At 74.1% G+C, this 21,113-nt stretch carries 20 protein-coding genes, 1 pseudogene and 1 riboswitch; of the genes and pseudogenes, 20 read left to right on the forward strand and 1 reads right to left on the reverse strand.

Translation table 11 applies throughout. The features are described 5' to 3' along the window. Window positions 1–28 precede the first annotated feature (28 nt). From ACN268_RS00605 to ACN268_RS00665, 13 genes and pseudogenes are all read left to right on the forward strand, one after another. Window positions 29–1,063: a quinone-dependent dihydroorotate dehydrogenase gene (locus ACN268_RS00605; protein WP_421481225.1), complete on the forward strand. Its 1,035-nt coding sequence runs from the start codon at window positions 29–31 to the stop codon at window positions 1,061–1,063. A 91-nt stretch (window positions 1,064–1,154) separates the two neighbouring features. Next, window positions 1,155–2,429 carry an adenosylmethionine--8-amino-7-oxononanoate transaminase gene (locus tag ACN268_RS00610; protein ID WP_421481226.1) on the forward strand — a complete coding sequence of 425 codons (1,275 nt, stop codon included), beginning with the start codon at window positions 1,155–1,157 and terminating at the stop codon, window positions 2,427–2,429. Between the two features lie 72 nt (window positions 2,430–2,501). Beyond that, a complete protein-coding gene (gene pyrF, locus ACN268_RS00615; protein ID WP_421481227.1) occupies window positions 2,502–3,341 on the forward strand; it encodes an orotidine-5'-phosphate decarboxylase in 840 nt (279 codons plus the stop codon). A 174-nt stretch (window positions 3,342–3,515) separates the two neighbouring features. Then, window positions 3,516–3,833 carry an integration host factor, actinobacterial type gene (gene mihF, locus ACN268_RS00620; RefSeq protein ID WP_067309448.1) on the forward strand — a complete coding sequence of 106 codons (318 nt, stop codon included), beginning with the start codon at window positions 3,516–3,518 and terminating at the stop codon, window positions 3,831–3,833. Between the two features lie 25 nt (window positions 3,834–3,858). Then, a pseudogene (locus ACN268_RS00625) lies at window positions 3,859–4,390 on the forward strand (guanylate kinase); the annotation flags it as partial. 60 nt (window positions 4,391–4,450) lie between these two features. Continuing rightward, entirely contained in the window at window positions 4,451–4,714 is a 264-nt protein-coding gene (gene rpoZ, locus ACN268_RS00630) for a DNA-directed RNA polymerase subunit omega (RefSeq protein ID WP_007075826.1), read from the forward strand. Between the two features lie 14 nt (window positions 4,715–4,728). Beyond that, the gene (gene coaBC, locus ACN268_RS00635) at window positions 4,729–5,937 is read left to right on the forward strand and encodes a bifunctional phosphopantothenoylcysteine decarboxylase/phosphopantothenate--cysteine ligase CoaBC (protein WP_421481228.1); all 1,209 of its coding nucleotides are present in this window, start codon (window positions 4,729–4,731) and stop codon (window positions 5,935–5,937) included. Window positions 5,938–6,026: 89 nt separating this feature from the next. Further along, window positions 6,027–7,220, forward strand: a complete 1,194-nt coding sequence (gene metK / locus ACN268_RS00640) for a methionine adenosyltransferase (protein ID WP_421408964.1) — start codon at window positions 6,027–6,029, stop codon at window positions 7,218–7,220. Continuing rightward, window positions 7,217–9,253, forward strand: a complete 2,037-nt coding sequence (locus ACN268_RS00645) for a primosomal protein N' (protein ID WP_421486777.1) — start codon at window positions 7,217–7,219, stop codon at window positions 9,251–9,253. The genes metK and ACN268_RS00645 overlap by 4 nt, the downstream gene beginning before the upstream one ends. A 191-nt stretch (window positions 9,254–9,444) precedes the next feature. After that, window positions 9,445–10,428, forward strand: a complete 984-nt coding sequence (locus ACN268_RS00650; protein WP_421481229.1) for an AAA family ATPase — start codon at window positions 9,445–9,447, stop codon at window positions 10,426–10,428. A 109-nt stretch (window positions 10,429–10,537) separates the two neighbouring features. Continuing rightward, entirely contained in the window at window positions 10,538–11,098 is a 561-nt protein-coding gene (def, locus tag ACN268_RS00655; RefSeq protein WP_204927577.1) for a peptide deformylase, read from the forward strand. Window positions 11,099–11,106: 8 nt separating this feature from the next. Next, on the forward strand, window positions 11,107–12,033 hold the full coding sequence (gene fmt / locus ACN268_RS00660; RefSeq protein WP_421486778.1) for a methionyl-tRNA formyltransferase: 927 nt from the start codon (window positions 11,107–11,109) through the stop codon (window positions 12,031–12,033). After that, window positions 12,030–13,556 carry an RsmB/NOP family class I SAM-dependent RNA methyltransferase gene (locus tag ACN268_RS00665; RefSeq protein WP_421481230.1) on the forward strand — a complete coding sequence of 509 codons (1,527 nt, stop codon included), beginning with the start codon at window positions 12,030–12,032 and terminating at the stop codon, window positions 13,554–13,556. The genes fmt and ACN268_RS00665 overlap by 4 nt, the downstream gene beginning before the upstream one ends. 135 nt (window positions 13,557–13,691) lie before the next feature. Here the strand turns inward: ACN268_RS00665 and ACN268_RS00670 are convergent, their stop codons facing one another. Further along, window positions 13,692–14,582, reverse strand: coding sequence for a septum formation family protein (locus ACN268_RS00670; protein ID WP_421481231.1), 891 nt, complete (start codon window positions 14,580–14,582; stop codon window positions 13,692–13,694). A gap of 257 nt (window positions 14,583–14,839) precedes the next feature. On the opposite strand from ACN268_RS00670, the gene rpe reads away from it, so the two are divergent. The 7 genes from rpe (at window position 14,840) to ribH (ending at window position 21,041) form a co-directional block, all read left to right on the forward strand. Next, window positions 14,840–15,520, forward strand: a complete 681-nt coding sequence (rpe, locus tag ACN268_RS00675) for a ribulose-phosphate 3-epimerase (protein ID WP_204961400.1) — start codon at window positions 14,840–14,842, stop codon at window positions 15,518–15,520. A 1-nt stretch (window position 15,521) separates the two neighbouring features. Next, window positions 15,522–16,481: a GGDEF domain-containing response regulator gene (locus ACN268_RS00680; protein WP_421481232.1), complete on the forward strand. Its 960-nt coding sequence runs from the start codon at window positions 15,522–15,524 to the stop codon at window positions 16,479–16,481. A gap of 62 nt (window positions 16,482–16,543) precedes the next feature. Next, window positions 16,544–16,714: riboswitch (FMN riboswitch) on the forward strand. A 138-nt stretch (window positions 16,715–16,852) separates the two neighbouring features. After that, on the forward strand, window positions 16,853–17,914 hold the full coding sequence (gene ribD, locus ACN268_RS00685; RefSeq protein ID WP_145918942.1) for a bifunctional diaminohydroxyphosphoribosylaminopyrimidine deaminase/5-amino-6-(5-phosphoribosylamino)uracil reductase RibD: 1,062 nt from the start codon (window positions 16,853–16,855) through the stop codon (window positions 17,912–17,914). 1 nt (window position 17,915) lies between these two features. Beyond that, a complete protein-coding gene (locus ACN268_RS00690; protein WP_421481233.1) occupies window positions 17,916–18,572 on the forward strand; it encodes a riboflavin synthase in 657 nt (218 codons plus the stop codon). Beyond that, window positions 18,569–19,264 (forward strand): nicotinamide riboside transporter PnuC, encoded by a 696-nt coding sequence (gene pnuC, locus ACN268_RS00695; protein WP_421481234.1) that lies wholly within the window; start codon window positions 18,569–18,571, stop codon window positions 19,262–19,264. Before ACN268_RS00690 ends, pnuC begins: the two co-directional genes overlap by 4 nt. Next, complete coding sequence (locus tag ACN268_RS00700) at window positions 19,261–20,538, forward strand: bifunctional 3,4-dihydroxy-2-butanone-4-phosphate synthase/GTP cyclohydrolase II (protein ID WP_145918945.1); 1,278 nt, start codon at window positions 19,261–19,263, stop codon at window positions 20,536–20,538. The genes pnuC and ACN268_RS00700 overlap by 4 nt, the downstream gene beginning before the upstream one ends. Window positions 20,539–20,540: 2 nt before the next feature. Next, complete coding sequence (ribH, locus tag ACN268_RS00705) at window positions 20,541–21,041, forward strand: 6,7-dimethyl-8-ribityllumazine synthase (protein WP_421486779.1); 501 nt, start codon at window positions 20,541–20,543, stop codon at window positions 21,039–21,041. The last annotated feature ends 72 nt before the right edge of the window (window positions 21,042–21,113 follow it).

Here is a 21,113-nt window from a genome sequence, read left to right on the forward strand (position 1 = left end):
CCGACGAGGGCGTCGGCCGGGAGGGAACATGATGTTCGAACGGGGTGTCCGGCGGGCGCTGTTCCGGATCGGCGGCGGCGACGCGGAGACGGCGCACGAGTGGACGCTGCGCCGGTTGGCGACCCTGTCCCGGCGGCCGGCGGCGCTGGCGCTGCTGCGGGCCCGCAACCTGCACCGGGCCCCCCGGACGGTGTTCGGGGTGGAGTTCCCCAACCCGGTGGGCCTGGCGGCGGGGATGGACAAGAACGGGGTGGCCCTGCCGGCCTGGCCGGCGCTGGGGTTCGGCTTCGTCGAGGTGGGCACGGTCACCGCGCACGCCCAGCCGGGCAACCCCCGGCCCCGGCTGTTCCGGCTGCCCGACAGCTCGGCCGTGATCAACCGGATGGGCTTCAACAACGCCGGGGCGCAGGCCCTGGCCGACCGGCTGGCCGCCGCGCCCCGCCCGCTGGGGGTGCCGCTGGGCATCTCGCTGGGCAAGTCCAAGGTGACCCCGCTGGAGGAGGCGGTCGAGGACTACCTCACCTCGTACCGGGCGTTGCGCGGGTACGGCGACTACTTCGCGGTCAACGTCTCCTCGCCGAACACCCCGGGGCTGCGCTCGTTGCAGGACAGGGCGCACCTGGACGCCCTGCTCACCGCCCTGGTGGGGGAGAAGCCGGTGCTGGTGAAGATCGCCCCGGACCTCACCGAGCCGGCCGTGGCGGAGCTGCTGGAGGTGTGCCTGGCCCGGGGCGCGGCCGGGGTGATCGCCACCAACACCACGCTGGCCCGCGACGGTCTCGCCGCCGCCGACCGGGACCGTGGCGCGCAGGCCGGTGGCCTGTCCGGCCGTCCGCTGACCGGGCGGGCCCGGGAGATGGTCGCGTTCGTGCACCGGGAGACCGGGGGCCGGCTCCCGGTGATCGGGGTCGGCGGCATCCTCGACCCGGACGACGCGGCCCGGATGTTCGACGCGGGGGCCAGCCTGGTCCAGCTCTACACCGGGTTCATCTACCGGGGTCCGGCCCTGGTGCGGGCCGCCGCCCGGGTTCCGGCGGGTGACCGGGCGGTGAGCGGCCGGTGAGCCGGCGGGCGCGTCCGGGGTTCCGGTCGTGCCCGCCAGGAGCGCCCGTCCGCCCCGACGCCACCACCGACGAGGGTACGGAGGAGCACGCGTGACGCCCGAGGAGATCCTGACCGTCGACCGGGCCCGCGTCTGGCACCCGTACGCGGCGCTGCCGCCGGCCCACCCGCCGTACGTGGTGCACAGCGCGCAGGGTGTCCGGCTGCGGTTGGCCGACGGCCGGGAACTGGTCGACGGGATGTCGTCGTGGTGGGCGGCGATCCACGGGTACCGGCATCCGGTGCTGGACGCGGCCGTCACCGACCAGCTCGGCCGGATGAGTCACGTGATGTTCGGCGGGCTCACCCACGAGCCGGCGGTCCGGTTGGCCGAGACGCTTGTCGAGTTGGCTCCGGACGGCCTGGAACACGTCTTCCTGGCCGACTCGGGTTCGGTGTCGGTCGAGGTGGCGATCAAGATGTGCCTGCAGTACCAGCGGGCCACCGGCCGGCCGCGGCGTCGCCGGCTGGGCACCTGGCGGGGTGGCTACCACGGCGACACGTTCCACCCGATGAGCGTCTGCGACCCGGAGGGCGGCATGCACCACCTCTGGGGTGACGTGCTGCCCCGGCAGGTCTTCGCGCCGGTGCCGCCCGGTGGCTTCGCCGACCCGCCCGACCCGGCGTACGTGACGGCGTTGACCGACGCGGTCGCCCGGCACGCCGACGAGTTGGCGGCGGTGATCGTCGAGCCGGTGGTGCAGGGGGCCGGCGGGATGCGGTTCCACCATCCCGGGTACCTGCGGGTGCTGCGCGAGGTGACCCGGGCGCACGGGGTGCTGCTGATCTTCGACGAGATCGCCACCGGGTTCGGCCGGACCGGGTCGATGTTCGCCGCCGGGCACGCCGGGGTGACCCCGGACGTGCTCTGTGTGGGCAAGGCGCTCACCGGCGGCTACCTCACCCTGGCGGCGGCGTTGTGCACGCCGGAGGTGGCCCGGGGCATCTCCGCCGACGGGGTGCTGGCCCACGGGCCGACGTTCATGGGCAACCCGTTGGCCTGTGCCGTCGCCAACGCCTCCCTGGGGCTGCTGCAGGCCGGCGACTGGGCGGCCGGGGTGGCGCGGGTGGGTGCGGGGCTACGGGCCGGTCTGGAGCCGTTGCGGGGCGCGCCGGGGGTGGCGGACGTCCGGGTGCTCGGCGCGATCGGTGTGGTGCAGCTGGACCACGAGGTGGACCTGGCGGCGGCGACGGCCGCCGCGGTGGGGCGGGGCGTGTGGCTGCGTCCCTTCCGGAACCTGGTGTACACGATGCCGCCGTACGTGACCGGGGACGACGACGTGGCCCGGGTCGCGGCCGGGATCGCCGCCGCCGTGGCGGCCGGCTGAGCACCGGGGGCGCAACCGGGGCGGCGACCGTCGCCCCGCAGCAGGGGAGCACGAGACGAGAGGGAGCAACGGATGGAGACCTTCGGAACCCGCCTGCACCGGGCGGTGGCCGAGCGCGGGCCGCTCTGTGTGGGCATCGACCCGCATCCGGGTCTGCTGGCCCGCTGGGGCCTTGAGGACGACGTCGACGGTCTGGAACGGTTCGTCCGGACCGTCGCGGAAGCGCTCGGTGACCGGGTTGCGGTGTTCAAGCCTCAGTCGGCCTTCTTCGAGCGATTCGGGAGCCGCGGGGTGGCGATTCTTGAGTCAACTATCCGACAGTTACGTGATGTTGGCGCGCTCGTTCTTCTCGACGCCAAGCGTGGCGACATCGGTTCGACGGTCGCCGCGTACGCCTCCGCGTACCTTGATCCATCCAGCCCGATGTATGTCGACGCGCTCACGGCGAGCCCCTACCTGGGAGTAGGTTCACTGGCCCCGATGTTCGACACGGCCGCTGCGCACGGTGGCGGGGTCTTCGTGTTAGCGCTCACCTCGAACCCCGAGGGGGCGGAGGTGCAGCGTGCCGTCACCTCAGGTGGACGTACCGTCGCACAGCTTGTTATCGATGAGATTTCCCAGCTCAACAGGGGTGCCGAGCCGCTGGGAAGCTTCGGATTGGTGGTCGGCGCGACCATCGGCGCCACCGGTCACGACCTGTCGCGGGTCAATGGCCCACTGCTCGCTCCGGGCCTCGGCGCGCAGGGTGCGACGGCCGCCGATCTACCCACCGTGTTCGGTCCGAGCCTGTCCGCAGTGTTGCCGTCGTACTCCCGGGAGGTGCTCAACGCGGGTCCGGACGCCGACGCGTTGCGGGCCGCCGCGGCCCGGGTGGCGGCCGACTGCCGGCGCATTCTGGCTTCCGGACACTGACTGACGGCTCGGTCACTTTACGTTGATCATCGCGCGTCCACGTTGCCGAAAACTCCGTCGAACGCTAGTTTTCCCCGCGCTGGGAACCACGGACCCCTTTGGTTGCCAGCGACACCACGTTTCACAGAGCGGCGGTGCGTTCCGCCCGTCGCGATAGGGACCTGAGGAGAACTGGTGCCGCTCCCGTCACTGACCCCCGAGCAGCGCGCTGCCGCGCTGGAAAAGGCCGCGGAGATCCGCAAGGCCCGTGCTGAGCTGAAGGAGCAGCTCAAGCAGGGCAAGACCACCCTGGCCGCCGTCCTTGCGCGAGCCGAGTCCGACGACGTCGTCGGCAAGCTCAAGGTGTCGGCCGTGCTGCAGGCGATGCCGGGTATCGGCAAGATCCGGGCCACCCAGATCATGGAGAAGCTCAAGATCGCCGACAGCCGCCGCCTGCGTGGCCTGGGCGAGCAGCAGCGCAAGGCGCTGCTTGGAGAGTTCGCCGCCAACTGACCGCCGCAGCAGGTACAAACAAGCGGTGAGCACGGATGAGGAGGCGTGCCCGGCGGCACGGCTCACCGTCCTGACCGGACCTTCGGGTGCCGGCCGGGGCGGTGTGGTCGAGGCGGTCCGGGCGCGTTCTCCCGCCGTGTGGGTGCCGGTCCCGGTGACCACCCGGGCACCTCGCACCGGCGAGTCCGACGGCGTCGACCGGCTCTTCCGGGAGCCGGCCGAGTTCGACCGGATGATCGCCGCGGGCGAGCTGCTGGAGTGGTCCCGGGCCGGGCCGTACCGCCGGGGCACGCCGCGCGCCCCGCTGACCGAGTGCCTGACGCGGGGCCGGCCGGTGCTGCTGCCGCTGGACCCGCCCGGGGCGCTGGTCGTCCGCGCGGCCCTGCCGCAGAGCAGGCTGGTGCTGCTGCTGCCGCCGGGACACCGTCCGGACCCGGCCCTGGCGGCCCTCGCCGCGCGCGCCGTCCACCACGACCACACCGAGCGCGCCGCCGCTGAGCTGGTAGGCTTGCTCGGTTCGTCCTAATCTGGCTCCCGTCCGACCGCAGAACCGTGGTCGGGCGACCGGCCGCCCCGAGCGGCCGAGCGACCAGCCACTTCAGAGGCAGAGGTATTTCGTGGGATCCATCGCCAACCCCGAGGGCATCACCAACCCGCCGATCGACGAGCTGCTCGAGAAGACCACCTCGAAGTACGCGCTGGTGATCTTCGCCGCCAAGCGGGCGCGTCAGGTCAACGCCTACTACAGCCAGCTCGGCGAGGGCCTGCTCGAGTACGTCGGCCCGCTCGTGGAGACCACCCCGCAGGAGAAGCCGCTCTCCATCGCCATGCGCGAGATCAACGCGGGCCTGCTCACCGCCGAGCCGACCGACCAGCCGTAACCCCCGTACCCCCGATGTCCGCCGAGATCGTGCTCGGAGTCGGCGGTGGCATCGCCGCCTACAAGGCGTGCGAGCTGCTGCGGCTGTTCACGGAGTCGGGCCACCGGGTCCGGGTCGTGCCGACCGCGTCGGCGCTCCGCTTCGTCGGGGCGCCGACCTGGGCGGCGCTGTCCGGCCAGCCGGTCGCCGACGACGTCTGGTCCGCGGTGCACGAGGTGCCCCACGTGCGGCTCGGCCAGCAGGCCGACCTGGTGGTCGTCGCGCCGGCCACGGCGGATCTGCTCGCCCGGGCCGCCCACGGCCTCGCCGACGACCTGCTCACCAACACCCTGCTCACCGCCCGCTGTCCGGTGGTGCTCGCCCCGGCGATGCACACCGAGATGTGGGAGCACCCTGCCACCGTCGCGAACGTGGCCACCCTGCGCTCCCGGGGGGTACGGGTGATCGAGCCCGCCGTCGGCCGGCTCACCGGCGCCGACAGCGGCAAGGGTCGGCTACCCGACCCGGCCGAGATCTTCGCCGTCGCCCGCCGGACCCTCGCCCGGGGCGTCGACGCCCCCGCCGATCTGGCCGGCCGGCACCTGGTGGTCACCGCCGGCGGCACCCGCGAACCCCTCGATCCGGTCCGTTTCCTCGGCAACCGGTCCTCCGGCAAGCAGGGCTACGCGTTCGCCCGGTCCGCCGTCGCCCGGGGCGCCCGGGTCACGCTGATCGCCGCCAACGTCTCGCTGCCCGACCCCGCCGGGGTCGACCTGGTCCGGGTGGGCACCACCGAGGAACTGCGCACCGCGACCCTGGCCGCCGCCGCCGACGCCGACGCGGTGGTGATGGCGGCGGCACCGTCGGACTTCCGGCCGGCGACCTACGCGACCGGAAAGATCAAGAAGTCGGACGACGGCAGCGCGCCGACCATCGCGCTGGTCACCAACCCGGACATCGCCGCCGAGCTGGGCCGTCGCCGTCGACCGGAGCAGGTGCTGGTGGTGTTCGCCGCCGAGACCGGCGACGCCGAGGCCAACGGCCGGGCCAAACTCGCCCGCAAACGCGCCGACCTCGTCGTCGTCAACGAGGTCGGCGTCGACAAGGTCTTCGGCGCCGAAACCAACGCGGCCACCGTCATCGGCGTCGACGGCAGCGTGCACCGCCTGCCCGAGCAGGCCAAGGAGGATCTGGCCGACCGGGTCTGGGACCTCGTACGCGACCGGTGGCCCGCCCGTTCCTGAACGGTGGATGCCGCCTCGCCCGGTCGTGAGCGGTACGCGAGGGTGACTAGACTGCTGCGGAACGATTATCTAAAGAGCTTAGGAGTGCCGTGACACGCCGCCTCTTCACGTCCGAATCGGTCACGGAAGGCCACCCGGACAAGATCGCTGATCAGATCAGTGACGGGATCCTCGACGCCCTGCTGACCCAGGACCCGCACAGTCGGGTGGCGGTCGAGACCCTGATCACCACCGGTCAGGTCCACGTCGCCGGCGAGGTGACCACCAAGGCGTACGCCGACATCCCGACCATCGTCCGCGAGACGATCCTCGGCATCGGTTACGACTCGTCGAAGAAGGGCTTCGACGGCGCTTCCTGCGGCGTCAGCGTCTCCATCGGCGCGCAGTCGCCGGACATCGCCCAGGGTGTGGACAACGCCTTCGAGTTGCGGACGGGTGCGTCGGAGAGCGCGTTGGACGCGCAGGGTGCCGGCGATCAGGGCATGATGTTCGGTTTCGCCTGCTCCGAGACGCCCGAGCTGATGCCGCTGCCGATCGCGCTCGCCCACCGGCTGGCCCAGCGGCTGTCCGCCGTGCGCAAGGACGGCACGATCCCGTACCTGCGGCCCGACGGCAAGACCCAGGTCACCATCGAGTACGAGGGGCTGCGCCCGGTACGGCTGAACACCGTCGTGGTGTCCAGCCAGCACGCCGCCGACATCTCGCTGGACTCGCTGCTGACCCCGGACGTGCGGGACCACGTCATCGCCCCGGAGCTGGAGAGCCTGGGCCTGGACACCGACGACTACCGGCTCTTGGTCAACCCGACCGGCCGGTTCGAGATCGGTGGCCCGATGGGTGACGCCGGCCTGACCGGCCGGAAGATCATCGTCGACACCTACGGCGGGTACGCCCGGCACGGTGGCGGCGCGTTCTCCGGCAAGGACCCGTCGAAGGTGGACCGCTCGGCGGCGTACGCGATGCGGTGGGTGGCGAAGAACGTGGTCGCCGCCGGCCTCGCCGAGCGCTGCGAGGCGCAGGTCGCGTACGCGATCGGCAAGGCCCACCCGGTCAGCCTCTTCATCGAGACCTTCGGCACCGAGAACGTGCCGGTGGAGCGGATCGAGCGGGCCGTCGGTGAGGTCTTCGACCTGCGTCCGGCCGCGATCATCCGGGACCTCGACCTGCTGCGTCCGATCTACCGGCAGACGGCGGCCTACGGCCACTTCGGCCGGGAGCTGCCGGAGCTGACCTGGGAGAACACCGACCGGGCCGCCGACCTGAAGTCGGTAGCGGGCGCCTGACCGGCACCACGCCCAGCGACCGGCGACCCGCTGACGGGTCGCCGGTCGCTCGGGTTTGCGTCGACGTCGCGCTGCCGCACCTCGACCGTCCCTTCGACTACCTGGTCCCCGCCGGGCTGGCCGACGACGCGGTCCCCGGGGTGCGGGTCAAGGTCCGCTTCGCCGGTCAGCTGGTCGACGGGTGGCTGCTGGAGCGGGTGGACAGCTCCGCGCACGACGGCCGGCTGGCCTACCTGGAGAAGGTGGTCTCACCGGAGCCGGTGCTGGCCCCCGAGGTGGCCCGGCTGGCCCGCGCGGTCGCCGACCGGTACGCCGGCAACCTCGCCGACGTGCTCCGGCTGGCCGTCCCGCCCCGGCACGCCCGGGTCGAGAAGGAACCCCGGGCCGACCCCGCGCGGGTCGACCCCGTCCGTGCCGGCACCGACCCGGGCGACGACGGGCCGACCCCGCCCGGCCCCGCCCCGCGTGACGCGGCCGGGGTCGACCCGCGTGGTTGGCGGGACTATCCCGCCGGCGCGGCGTTCCTGACGGCGCTCGCCGACGGGCGGGCCCCCCGCGCGGTCTGGTCGGCGCTGGCCGGGGAGGACTGGGCGGCCCGCTACGCCGACGCGGTCGCCGCGACCCTCGCCGGGGGGCGGGGCGCGGTCGTGGTGGTCGCCGACGCCCGGGACCTCGACCGTCTCGACGCGGCGCTGACCGCCCTGCTCGGCCCCGGGCGGCACGTGACCCTCTCCGCCGCGCTCGGCCCCGCCCGCCGGTACCGGGCCTTCCTGGCCGCCCGGCGGGGCGACGTGCCGGTGGTGATCGGCACCCGGGCCGCCATGTTCGCCCCGGTCGACCGGCTCGGCCTGGTGGCGATCTGGGACGACGGGGACGACCTGCACGCCGAGCCCCGGGCCCCCTACCCGCACGCGCGGGAGGTGCTGCTCACCCGGGCCCGGCTCGCCGACGCCGCCGCGCTGGTCGGCGGCTGGACCCGGACCGCCGAGGGGCAGCTGCTGGTGGAGACCGGCTGGGCCCGGGAGGTGGTGGCGGACCGGTCGACCCTGCGGGCGCGTACCCCGGCCATCGCCCCGACCGGGGACGATCCGCAACTGGCCCGCGATCCGGGCGCGGCGACGGCCCGGCTGCCCAGCCTGGCCTGGACCACCGCCCGGGACACCCTGCGCGCGGACGCGCCGGTGCTGGTCCAGGTGCCCCGCCGGGGTTACCTGCCCTCGGTCTCCTGCGCGGACTGCCGGACCCCGGCCCGCTGCCCGCACTGCGCGGGCCCGTTGGCGCTGCGCGCCGCCGACGCCCCGCCGGCCTGCCGCTGGTGTGGCCGGGTCACCGCCGCGTACGCCTGCCCGCAGTGCGGCGGGCGACGGCTGCGGGCGGCCGTCACCGGGGCCCGCCGGACCGCCGAGGAGTTGGGTCGGGCGTTCCCCGGGGTGCCGGTGCGCACCTCGGGTCGCGACGAGGTGCTCACCGCCGTGCCGGGCGGTGCGGCGCTGGTCATCGCCACCCCGGGGGCCGAGCCGGTGGCCGACGGGGGGTACGGCGCGGTCCTGCTGCTGGACTCCTGGGCGCTGCTCACCCGGGCCGACCTGCGCGCCGGCGAGGAGGCGCTACGGCGGTGGCTGTCCGCTGCGGCGCTGGCCCGTCCCGCCCCGGCCGGCGGGAAGGTGGTGGTGGTCGCCGACGGGGCGCTGGCCCCGGTGCAGGCGCTGCTGCGCTGGGACCCGGGCTGGTTCGCCGCGCGGGAGCTGGCCGAGCGGCGCGAGCTGGGCTTCCCGCCGGCGGTGAAGATGGCCAGCGTCACCGGGGGAGCGGCGGCGGTGGCCGACCTGCTGGCGCAGGCCGAGCTGCCGGAGGGGGCGGAGGTGCTCGGCCCGGTCCCTGCCGACGAGGACCGGGAGCGGATGCTGGTCCGGGTGCCCCGGTCCCGGGCCGCCGCGCTGGCCGGGGCGCTGCACACCGCCGCCGGGGTCCGCAGCGCCAGGCGGTCTGCCGAACCGGTCCGTCTCCAGGTCGACCCGCTCGCCCTGTTCTGAGTCGTCGCTCAGTTCCGTCGGGGGTCCGGCCAGCCCGCCGTCGCACCCCGGGTCCGCCGGCCGGCGGGCGTACGCGTGATAGCATCGCCCCTCATGCCCGGGCGCACGAATGGCGCGACGAAGGCGGGAACGCGTCGGGTCGACGCCAAATCGATGATCTCAATCAGCCGGTGAGCAGGGGTGGACCAGTCGTGACCGTTCGTCAGTCGATCGTCTTCAACGGTGACCTCGGCAGCGGCAAGAGCACCGTCTCCGTCGAGATCGCCAAGCGGCTGGGCCTGCGCCGGGTCAGCGTCGGTGACCTCTACCGGCAGATGGCCCAGGAACGCCAGATGACCGCCCTCCAGCTCAACCTGCACGCCGAGCTGGACCAGGCCGTCGACGGCTACGTCGACCAGCTCCAGCGCGACATCGCCGCCTCCGGCGAGTCACTGGTGATGGACTCCCGGCTGGCCTGGCACTTCTTCACCCACGCGCTCAAGGTGCACATGATCACCGAGCCGGCCGAGGCGGCCCGGCGGGTGCTGCTGCGCCCCTCCGGGCCGGCCGAGAGCTACACCTCGCTGGCCGAGGCGGAGGCCAGGCTGCGCGAACGCAGCGACAGCGAGCGTAACCGGTTCATCCTCCGCTACGGCGTCGACAAGGCCCGGCTGCGCAACTACGACCTGGTCTGCGACACCACCCGGGCCTCCGCCGAGGAGGTCATCACGCACATCATCGACGCGTACGAGGGCCGGCTCGCCGCCGACGTGCTGCGTGACGCCCCGCCGTTGCTGCTGCTGGACCCGGCCCGGGTCTACCCGACCGAGGACGTCGCCACCCTGCGCGGGCTCGACGGGTCCGGGCTCGTCGGGGAGCTGGCGGCGGCCGGCGACGAGGCCCTCGCCCCGCTGCGGATCGGCTTCACCGGCGAGTACTTCTTCGTCGTCGACGGTCACCGCCGGCTCAGCGCGGCCCTGCGCAACGGTTTCTCGCTGGTGCCCGCGCAGCTCGTCGCCGAGGTGGACGAGCCGGTGGTCGGGCAGACGAGCGCCGTCGACTACTTCGCCGCCCACGTGCGCCCCAGCCTCGTGCACGACTGGGAGGCCGCCCACGGCACCCGGCTCCCGCTGCCCGCGCACGCCCTGCTCGGCGGGGACGCCGTGCTGGCCGGCGAAGCGGGGGCCGGCGTCTGACCGGCCGTCCCACCCCGGTCACCACCCGTCGCGGTACGCCGGCCGGTGCCCCCGCCGTACTCCGTAGACTGGTACGGCACCACGCCGTCCAACGAAGGAGCCACCCCGCGTGACCGTCCAGCCCATCCGTCTGTTCGGGGACCCGGTGCTGCGCACGCCGGCCGATCCGGTCGTCGACTTCGACGTCGAGCTGCGTAGGCTCATCGCCGACCTCACCGACACGATGCGTGACCGCAGCGGTGCCGGGCTGGCCGCCCCCCAGCTCGGTGTGGGCCTGCGGGTCTTCACCTTCGAGGTGGACGACGTGCTCGGCCACCTGGTCAACCCGGTGCTGGAGTTCCCCGACGCCGAGGAGCAGGACGGCCCGGAGGGCTGTCTGTCCATCCCCGGGCTCTACTTCGACACCAAGCGCCGGCAGAACGTGATCGCCAAGGGTTTCAACGGCTACGGCGACCCGTTGCAGATCGTCGGCACCGGGCTGATGGCCCGCTGCGTCCAGCACGAGACCGACCACCTCGACGGGGTGCTCTTCCTCGACCGGCTGGACCCGGCCGGGCGCAAGGAGGCGATGAAGGCGATCCGGCAGGCCGACTGGTACGACGAGGCCGCCCCGCCGACGGTCAAGGTCAGCCCGCACGCCGCCGGCAACCCCTTCGGTCTGGGCCGGTGACCGCCCCGATGCGGCTGGTCTTCGCCGGTACGCCGGCGGTCGCCGTCCCCGCCCTGGCCGCCGTGCACGCCTCCGGGCACGAGGTGGTGGCCGTGGTGACCCGCCCCGACGCGCCCGCCGGTCGGGGCCGGGGCGTGCTGCGGTCCCCGGTCGGCGTCTGGGCCGACGAGCACGGCGTCGAGGTGCTCACCCCGGCCCGCCCCCGGGAGCCCGAGTTCCTCGACCGGCTCCGGGAGTTGGCCCCCGACTGCGTGCCGGTGGTCGCCTACGGCGCGCTGGTGCCCCCGGCGGCGCTGGAGATCCCCCGCTTCGGCTGGGTCAACCTGCACTTCTCGCTGCTGCCCGCCTGGCGGGGCGCGGCACCCGTGCAGCACGCGGTGCTGCACGGCGACGAGCTGACCGGGGCCAGTGTCTTCCAGCTGGAGCAGGGGCTGGACACCGGCCCGGTCTACGGCACGCTCACCGACGAGATCCGCCCCACCGACACCTCCGGCGACCTGCTGGAGCGGCTCGCCCACTCCGGTGCCGGGCTGCTGGTAGCCGTCCTGGACGCGATCGCGGCGGGCACCGCGCGGGCCGAACCGCAGCCCGCCGACGGGGTCTCGCTGGCCCCGAAACTGACAGTGGACGACGCCCGGGTGCGGTGGGGCGACCCCGCGTTCGCGGTCGACCGGCGGGTGCGCGCCTGCACCCCCGCCCCGGGCCCGTGGACGACCTTCCGGGGCGACCGGGTCAAGCTCGGCCCGGTCACCCCGGTCGGCAACGGCCCCACCCTGAAACCTGGAGAACTGCTGGTGGAGAAGTCCCGCGTGCTGGCCGGCACGGCGACCGTGCCGGTGCAGCTCGGTGAGGTGCGCGCGGCGGGCAAGAAGGCCATGCCGGCGACCGACTGGGCGCGTGGCGTCCGGGTCGCCGCCGGGGAGGAACTCGCGTGACCGGACCGACCGCACGAGGAGACCGTCCGGCCGACGGCGACCGGCGCGGCGACGACCGGCGGCCCTCCGGCGGCACCCGGGGCGACCGCCCCGCCCGCACCGGTGGGTGGGGCGACCGGGCCGGGTCCGACCGGCGCGGCGGGCGACCCGGCCGACCGGTCCGCCCGGCCGTCGACCTGCCCCGGTACGCCGCCTACCAGGCGGTCGCGGCGGTGCACCGCGACGACGCGTACGCCAATCTGGTGTTGCCGGCGATCCTGCGCGAGCAGGGGCTGGCCGGGCGGGACGCCGCCTTCGCCACCGAGCTGACCTACGGCACCCTGCGGCAGCTCGGCACCCTCGACACGATCCTCACCGCCGCCGCCGGTCGGGACGTCGCGCGGATCGACCCGCCGGTGCGCGACGCGTTGCGGCTCGGCGCCTACCAACTGCTGCACACCCGGGTCCCGGCGCACGCCGCCGTGTCCTCCACGGTCGACCTGGTCCGTACGGTGGGGGAGGGGGCCACCGGCTTCGCCAACGCGGTGCTGCGCGAGGTGGCCGGCCAGGACGTCGACGCGTGGACGGCCAAACTCGCCCCGACGATGGCCGCCGACCCGATCGGCCACCTGGCCGTGACCTACAGCCACCCGCAGTGGATCGTCCGGGCCTTCGCCGACGCTCTCGGCGGTGACCTGGGCGAGGTGACCCGGCTGCTGATCGAGGACAACGAGCGCCCGCCGGTGCACCTGTGCGCCCGTCCGGGCCTCCTCGACCCGGCAGAGCTGGCCGACGCGGTCGGCGGCGCGCCGGGTGCGTTCTCGCCGTACGCGGTCTACCTGCCCGGTGGCGCGCCCGGTGACCTGCCGGCGCTGGCCGACGGCCGGGCGCACGTGCAGGACGAGGGTTCCCAGCTGGTGGCGAACGCGCTGGCCACGGCTCCGCTGGACGGTCACGACGGCCGCTGGCTGGACCTGTGCGCCGGCCCCGGTGGCAAGGCCGGACTGCTCGGCGCGCTCGCCGCGCAGCGGGGTGCGCGGCTGACCGCGGTGGAGGTTTCGGAGCACCGGGCCCGGCTGGTCGAGCAGGCCACCCGGGGTCTGCCGGTGAGCGTGCTGCACACCGACGGGCGCACGGTCGGGGCCGATCCGAAGCTGCCGGAGGGGCATTTCGACCGGGTGCTGGTCGACGCCCCGTGTACCGGGCTGGGGTCGTTGCGCCGCCGGCCCGAGTCGCGCTGGCGGCGGCAGCCGTCGGACCTGCCGCCGCTGACCCGGTTGCAGCGGGAACTGCTCTCCGCCGCGCTGCGGGCGGCCCGTCCGGGCGGTCTGGTCGGCTACGTCACCTGTTCCCCGCACACGGTGGAGACGCACGTGACGGTCACCGAGGCGGCCCGGCGTGCCGGGGTGCCGGCGGACTTCGTCGACGCCCGGACGGTCCTGCCGCCGGGCATGCCCGGCCTGGGCGACGGCCCCACCGTCCAGCTCTGGCCGCACCGCCACGGCACCGACGCCATGTTCCTGGCCCTCCTCCGCCGCACCTGACCCGCCCCGCCCCTGCCGCCGCCCCGCTTCCTGCCCCCGGTGATCAAGAGAATTGCGTCAACGATCCGTCGCCGGATGACGCGAACCTCTTGATCACCGGGGGCGGGAAGCGGGAAGCGGCGGCGGACGGACGGGTCAGATGGTGGGGAGGCCCTTGGGGCCGGCGCCGCGCATCGAGCGGGTCAGCTTCCGGTCGTCGCTCCACAGGAAACAGCGGATGCCCCGGTCGCCCTCCTCCCACTCCCGCTGCGACGGCGGATAGAAGATCGACCCGGCCCGGTACGGCAGTTCGCTGTTGTTGGGCACCTCGGCGAAGCCGGCGATCAGCGCCATGCACCGCCGGTGCACCCGCTGGTTGGCGCGACTGAAATCGGCCCAGCTCAGGTCGCTGCGTTCCAGGTAGACGCCGACGAACTCGGCGCGGTGCGGCTCGGAGCAGAGCACCGGGGCCATGTAGTTGAGGTTGTTGCCGATCAGTTTGGGATCGAAGCAACGGTGGCTGAGCGGATTGTCGCCGATCATCGCCCCGCGCAGGCTGCCGACGCGGTTGACCGGCCGGGTGTTGTCGATGCTGTCGGTCTCGCTGAGGTCGCACCGGAACCAGCGGGCGCCGCTGTTCCACGCCGAGTTGGCCGGCAGCGCGATGTTCATCGTCAGCCGGGCCGAGTGCCAGTCGCCACCGAGGACGTCACGGGCCCGCTGGTCGCACTCGGTACGGGCGGGACGCAGCGCGGCGGAGCCCGGCTCGGGCCGTTCACCCCGGGTCACCGCGCCGGTGAAGGTGCCGACGTGGATGGTCTCGGCCAGGTGGCTGCGCGCGCAGTCCACGGTCTCGTAGGTGCCGGCCTGCACGACCGGGGTGATCCGGGGTAGGCAGGCGTCCGTGGCGGGCACGAACGACTGGGCGACCGGCAGCACCGGCCAGTCGTCGAGCAGGTCGCCGTCGGCGCCGTGCTGCGGTACGCAGCCGCTGAGCGCCACCGTCACGGTGCCGGCCAGCGCCAGCGCCACGAGCCACCGTCGCATCGTCCACCCTTTCCGGGGGTCGACGGTCCGTCGCCGTGCCCCGCCCGGCGTGCCCGCCGCCGGGCGAGCATCATACGTGACCGTCCCTGATGGAGTGTTGCCTCTTGCGGGCCGTTCGGCCAGTCGGCACCGGCCATTCGTCCCGGACTCCCGGGAAGGGGAGCCGTTGGTGCACCACGGGTCACGCCTGGGTCACAGGGCGTCGCTCATGGTGCCGTGCTGTCCGCGGCGGATGGCCGCGTTCGTACACTTGCCCTGTGACCGTACCGCCGTCGATCATCGCGCCCAGCATCCTCGCCGCCGATTTCGCCCGCCTCGCCGATGAAGTCCGCGCCGTCGAGGACGCCGCGGACTGGCTGCACGTCGACGTGATGGACAACCACTTCGTGCCCAACCTGACCATCGGCCTGCCGGTGGTGCAGAGCCTGCGGGCGGTGACCCGGCTCCCGTTCGACGTGCACCTCATGATCACCGACCCGCGGCGGTGGGCCCCCGGTTACGCCGACGCCGGCGCGTACAACGTGACCTTCCACGCCGAGGCGTGCGACGACCCGGTCGCCCTGGCCAAGGATCTCCGCTCGGCCGGTGCCAGGGCCGGGCTGGCCATCGACCGGGACACCCCGATCGAGCCGTACCTCGACCTGCTGCCCAGCTTCGACACCCTGCTGATCATGACGATCAAGGCCGGCTTCGGCGGGCAACGCTTCATCCCGCAGCTGCTGGACAAGGTGCGGGCGGCCCGCCGGCACGTCGACAGCGGCCACCTGGAACTGCGCATCGAGGTCGACGGCGGAATCGCCGCCGACACCATCGAGCAGGCCGCGGCGGCCGGCGCGGACGCCTTCGTCGCCGGCACCGCCGTGTACGGCGCGGACGACCCGGCCGAGGCGGTCCGTCGCCTGCGCGGGCTGGCGGAGCGCGCCAACGCCGGGGCCTGAGGTGGAACCCACCGGCGACCGCCCCGACGTGATCCTGGTCGTCGACGACGACGAGGACATCGCCCGCTTCGTCGAGTTCAACCTGCGGCTGCACGGCTTCGAGGTGCTGCACGCCGGGGACGGCCAGGAGGCGCTCGACATGATCGAGCAGCACAAGCCGGACCTGGCCGTGGTCGACCTGATGATGCCGCGCATCGACGGTCTGGAGCTGACCCGCCGGCTGCGCGCCAACCCGATCACCTCGGCACTGCCGGTGATCATGCTGACCGCCAAGGGCATGACCGTGGACAAGGTGCACGGGCTCAGCGCCGGCGCCGACGACTACCTGGTCAAGCCGTTCGACACCGCCGAGCTGGTGGCCCGGGTCAGCTCCACGTTGCGCCGCAACAAGGAGTTCCGTGAGGTCTCCCCGCTGACCGGCCTGCCCGGCAACAGTCGGATCCGCCGGGAGATCAGCGACCGGGTCCGCAGCGGCGTCGACTACGCCGTCGGCTACATCGACATCGACCGGTTCAAGAGCGTCAACGACCGGTACGGCTTCGTGCGGGGCGACGAGTTCATCTCCGCGCTGGCCCGCAGCCTGTACCGGGCGGTGGTCGCGATCGGGCTGCCGCCGGCCTTCCTCGGCCACGTCGGCGGCGACGACTTCGTGATCGTCTGCGCCCCCGACCAGATCCGCCCGCTGACCTCCCGGGCCGTGGTCGACTTCGAGAAGACCGCCGACACCCTCTACGACGCGACCGACCGGGAACGCGGCTTCGTCGAGCTGAAGGACCGGCGGGGCAACATCAGGCGGGCGGCCCTGGTCACCCTGTCGATCGGTGTGTCGCTCTCCGACGCCCGCAAGCGCTTCACCGACCCGCTGGCGGCGATCGCCGTGGCCAGCGAGATGAAAACGGTCGCCAAGAGCCAACCGGGGTCATACGTCGCAGTCGACAGGCGACGTGCCGACGGGGTGTGAAGTAGCACGCTGGATGTGGCGGACTCCCGGGGGTGACGTGTAAGACTTCGCATGTACCCACCACGCGCTGGCGGGGCTCGGTGAAATTCCGAACCGGCGGTGATCCACGCTCGACGTGGTAAGCCCGCGACCCGGACGGCTGTGCCGCCCGGTGGACCTGGTGAGAATCCGGGGCCGACGGTGGGGGAGCGGTCCGTCCGCACCCCCGACAGTCCGGATGGGAGACAGCGCGCGGGCGGGGCGGGCCTGCGTGGCGTCTCGGCGACCGCGTGGGCTCCCCGGGGGCGGCGCTGCCGTTCCCGGTTCCGCCGCCGCCTGCCCGCCTGCTCCCGTACCGCCCGCGCGGGGACCGGCGAGCGAGAGGGCAGGGCATGGGCGGCGTCTCCGTGGACGAGGCGATGCGTCGTGCCATCGAGTTGGGCGCGCGGGGTCTCGGCACCACCAGTCCCAATCCGGTCGTCGGCTGCGTGCTGCTCGACGCGGACGGCGTCGTCGTCGGGGAGGGCTTCCACGCCTACACCGGCGGGCCGCACGCCGAGATCGTCGCGCTCGCCCAGGCCGGCGAGCGGGCCCGGGGCGGCACCGCGGTGGTCACCCTCGAACCCTGCGACCACACGGGTCGCACCGGCCCGTGCAGTCACGCGCTGATCCGCGCCGGCATCGCCCGGGTGGTCATCGCCGTACCCGACCCCAACCCGGTCGCCTCGGGCGGCGCCGCCACCCTGCGCGCCGCCGGGGTGCGGGTCGAGTTCGGGGTACGCGCCGACGAGGCCGAGGCCGGCAACGTCGCCTGGCTGACCTCGATGCGGCGCGGCTGGCCGTACCTGATCTGGAAGTACGCCGCCACGCTCGACGGCCGGTCCGCGGCGGCCGACGGCAGCAGCATGTGGATCACCTCCGAGGCGGCCCGGATGGACGTGCACGCGTTGCGCGGCACGGTCGACGCGGTCATCGCCGGGGTCGGCACCGTGCTCGCCGACGATCCCCGGCTGACCGCCCGTAACCTGCGCGACGGCACCCTGGCCATCCGCCAGCCGCTGCGGGTGGTGGTGGACAGCGCGGGACGTACCCCCGCCGACGCCCGGGTCCGCGACGGCGCCGCCCGGACCTGGATCGCCACCGTCGCGGAGGTCGGCGCCGGCCCGGACGGCCGGGTCGACCTGCCGGCCCTGCTGGCCGAACTGCACCACCGGGGGGTACGCGCCGCGCTGCTGGAGGGCGGCCCCCGGCTGGCCGGGGCGTTCCTCGCCGCCGGCCTGGTCGACCGGGTCGTCGGGTACGTCGCGCCGAAGCTGCTCGGGGCCGGCCCGACCGCGTTGGTCGACGCGGGTGTGACGACCATCGCCGACGCCATCGATCTGGAAATCACCGACGTTACCCGGGTCGGGTCCGACCTGAGGATCACCGCGCTGCCCCGGAAGAGGGAGGCCTGAGATGTTCACCGGCATCGTCGAGGAGTTGGGCGAGGTCGTCCGGATCGCCGACACCGGGGGTGACTCGGCGCTGGTCGCGATCCGCGGCCCGCTGGTCACCTCCGACGCCCGGCACGGCGACTCCATCGCGGTCAACGGGGTCTGCCTGACCGTGGTCGACGTCGACGGCGGGGTGTTCACCGCCGATGTGATGGGCGAGACGCTGCGCCGCTCGGCGCTGGGCGGGCTGCGCCCCGGCGACCCCGTCAACCTGGAGCGGGCCGCCGCGCTGAACAGCCGGCTCGGCGGGCACCTGGTGCAGGGCCACGTCGACGGCGTCGGCGAGGTGCTCTCCCGGGAACCGGCCGCGCAGTGGGAGACGCTGCGGTTCCGGCTCCCCACCGCCCTGGCCCGGTACGTGGTGGAGAAGGGCTCGATCACCGTCGACGGGGTGTCGCTGACGGTGGCGGCGGTCGGCGACGACTGGTTCACCGTCGGGCTGATCCCCACCACCCTCAAGCTCACCACGCTCGGCGGCCGGGGGGTCGGCGCGCCGGTCAACCTGGAGGTGGACGTGCTGGCCAAGTACGTCGAACGCCTACTCGACGCCCGGCTGCCCGCCGGGACCGACGGCACCGCCCCGGCGCTGCCCGGGGACGCCACCGGAGGGGCGCGGTGACCGGCCCGGTCGGCTGGCTGCTCGACGCGCAGGTGCACGTCGTCGGTTCCCCGGTGCTGGTCCGGGAGATCGTCGGCAACGCCTTCGGGCTGGTCTCGGCGCTGCTCGGGCTGCGCCGGCTGGTCTGGGCCTGGCCGGTCGGCATGATCGGCAACGGGCTGCTGTTCACCGTCTTCCTCGGCGGGGTGTTCGCCACCCCGCAGGCGCACGACCTCTACGGCCAGGCCGGCCGGCAGGTCTTCTTCTTCGCGGTCAGCGTCTACGGCTGGTGGCGGTGGTCACGCAACCGCCGCCAGGGTGCGGACGCCCCGGCGGTAACCCCCCGCTGGGCCACCGGCCGGGAACGGCTCGCTCTGCTGCTGGCCGCCGTGCTCGGCACCGCGCTGGGCTATCCGCTGCTCGCCGCGCTCGGCTCCTGGGGGCCGCTGCCGGACGCCTGGATCCTCACCGGCAGCCTGCTGGCCACCTACGGGATGGCCCGGGGCTGGGTGGAGTTCTGGCTGGTCTGGATCGCGGTGGACGCGGTCGGCGTACCGCTGCTGCTGCGCGGCGGCTTCTACCCCTCGGCGGCGATGTACCTGGTCTACGGCGCGCTCTGCGGCTGGGGTTTCGCCGCCTGGTGGCGCAGCTCGCGGGCCAGCCGTACGGCGTCGACACCGATCCCGTCCACCTACTCGGAGGTCGTGGCATGAGCACCCAGGCGGTCACCTTCGCCCGGATCGAGGAGGCGGTGGCGGACATCGCCGCCGGCCGGCCCGTCGTGGTGGTCGACGACGAGGACCGGGAGAACGAGGGCGACCTGATCTTCGCCGCCGAGCTGGCCACCCCGGAGCTGCTCGCCTTCATGGTCCGCTGGACCTCCGGGTACGTCTGCGTCCCGCTGACCGAGGCGGAGTGCGACCGGCTGGACCTGCCGCCGATGCACCACACCAACCAGGACCGGCGCGGCACCGCCTACACGGTGACCGTGGACGCCCGGGAGGGGGTCAGCACCGGCATCTCGGCCGCCGACCGGGCGCACACCATCCGGCTGCTCGCCGACCCCGGCACCGACCCGACGGACCTGGCCCGCCCCGGCCACGTGGTGCCGCTGCGGGCCCGCGCCGGCGGGGTGCTGCGCCGTCCCGGGCACACCGAGGCGGCGGTCGACCTGACCCGGCTGGCCGGGCTACGTCCCGCCGGGGTGCTCTGCGAGCTGGTCAACGACGACGGCACCATGATGCGCCTGCCGGACCTGGAGAAGTTCTGCGCCGAGCACTCGCTCACCCTGGTCACCATCGCCGACCTGGTGGCCTACCGGCGGCGGCACGAGAAGCAGGTGGAGCAGGTCGCGCAGGCCCGGATGCCCACCCCGTACGGGGTCTTCCGGGCGCTGGGCTACCGGGCCGAACACGACCCGGCCGAGCACGTCGCGCTGGTCTTCGGCGAGCTGGGCGACGGCGAGGACGTGCTGGTCCGGGTGCACTCCGAGTGCCTGACCGGGGACGTCTTCGGGTCGCTGCGCTGCGACTGCGGGCCACAGTTGCAAGCGTCGCTGGCCCGGGTCGCCCGGGAGGGGCGGGGCGTGGTGCTCTACGTGCGCGGCCACGAGGGCCGGGGCATCGGCCTGCTGCACAAGCTCCAGGCGTACCAGCTCCAGGACCAGGGCCGCGACACCGTGGACGCGAACCTCGACCTGGGCCTGCCGGCCGACGCCCGGGACTACGGCACCGGCGCGCAGATCCTCTACGACCTGGGGGTGCGGTCGATGCGGCTGCTCACCAACAACCCGGCCAAGCGGGCCGGGCTGGAGGGGTACGGGCTGACCGTCACCGGCCGGGAGGGGCTGCCGGTCCGGCCGCACCCGGAGAACGTCCGCTACCTGCGGACCAAGCGGGACCGGATGGGCCACCTGTTGGACGAGCTGGACGAGGTGACCGAGGCCCCGATGGGCCGGCCGGTCCCCGGCGACGAGATCGGAGCATGACGATGGCGGGTTTCGGTGAACCCGGAGTGACCCCGGTGGACACCGCCGGGCTGACCGTCGGGGTGGTGGCGGCGCGCTGGCACGGCGAGCTGACCGACCACATGCTCGACCGGGCGGTGGCCGCCGCGCAGGCGTGCGGGGCGCGGGTGGTGACGGCCCGGGTAGCCGGCTCGGTGGAGTTGCCGGTGGTGGCGCAGGCCCTGGCCCGGCGCTGCGACGTGGTGGTGGCGCTGGGCGTGGTGGTGCGCGGCGCGACCGCCCACTTCGACTACGTCTGCCGGTCGGTGACCGACGGCCTGACCCGGGTCGCCCTGGACGAGGGCAAGCCGGTGGCGCACGGGGTGCTGACCGTGGAGAACCTGGACCAGGCCCGGGACCGGGCCGGGCTGCCCGGCTCCGCCGAGGACAAGGGCTGGTCGGCGACGGTGGCCGCCCTGGACGCCGCGCTGGCGGTCCGGGCCGTGTCCACGGCCAACGGCCACCGCGTCGGCTTCGCCGGCTGACGGACCGCCGGGGCACGCCGGGCCGGCGTGCCCCGGCGGGCTGTGGCCTCTTGGGCCGATGGTGTGGGGTCC

The sequence above is a fragment of the Micromonospora sp. WMMD735 genome, from assembly GCF_049178995.1.
Lineage (GTDB): Bacteria > Actinomycetota > Actinomycetes > Mycobacteriales > Micromonosporaceae > Micromonospora > Micromonospora wenchangensis.

Bases quoted from the DNA above. Each gene is read 5' to 3' on its own strand.
- ACN268_RS00605 (WP_421481225.1), top strand. From the start codon at position 29: ATGATGTTCGAACGGGGTGTCCGGCGGGCGCTGTTCCGGATCGGCGGC.
- pyrF (WP_421481227.1), top strand. From the start codon at position 2,502: ATGGAGACCTTCGGAACCCGCCTGCACCGGGCGGTGGCCGAGCGCGGG.
- coaBC (WP_421481228.1), top strand. From the start codon at position 4,729: ATGTCCGCCGAGATCGTGCTCGGAGTCGGCGGTGGCATCGCCGCCTAC.
- fmt (WP_421486778.1), top strand. From the start codon at position 11,107: ATGCGGCTGGTCTTCGCCGGTACGCCGGCGGTCGCCGTCCCCGCCCTG.
- ACN268_RS00670 (WP_421481231.1), bottom strand. From the start codon at position 14,582: ATGCGACGGTGGCTCGTGGCGCTGGCGCTGGCCGGCACCGTGACGGTG.
- ribD (WP_145918942.1), top strand. From the start codon at position 16,853: ATGGGCGGCGTCTCCGTGGACGAGGCGATGCGTCGTGCCATCGAGTTG.
- ACN268_RS00690 (WP_421481233.1), top strand. From the start codon at position 17,916: ATGTTCACCGGCATCGTCGAGGAGTTGGGCGAGGTCGTCCGGATCGCC.
- ACN268_RS00700 (WP_145918945.1), top strand. From the start codon at position 19,261: ATGAGCACCCAGGCGGTCACCTTCGCCCGGATCGAGGAGGCGGTGGCG.
- ribH (WP_421486779.1), top strand. From the start codon at position 20,541: ATGGCGGGTTTCGGTGAACCCGGAGTGACCCCGGTGGACACCGCCGGG.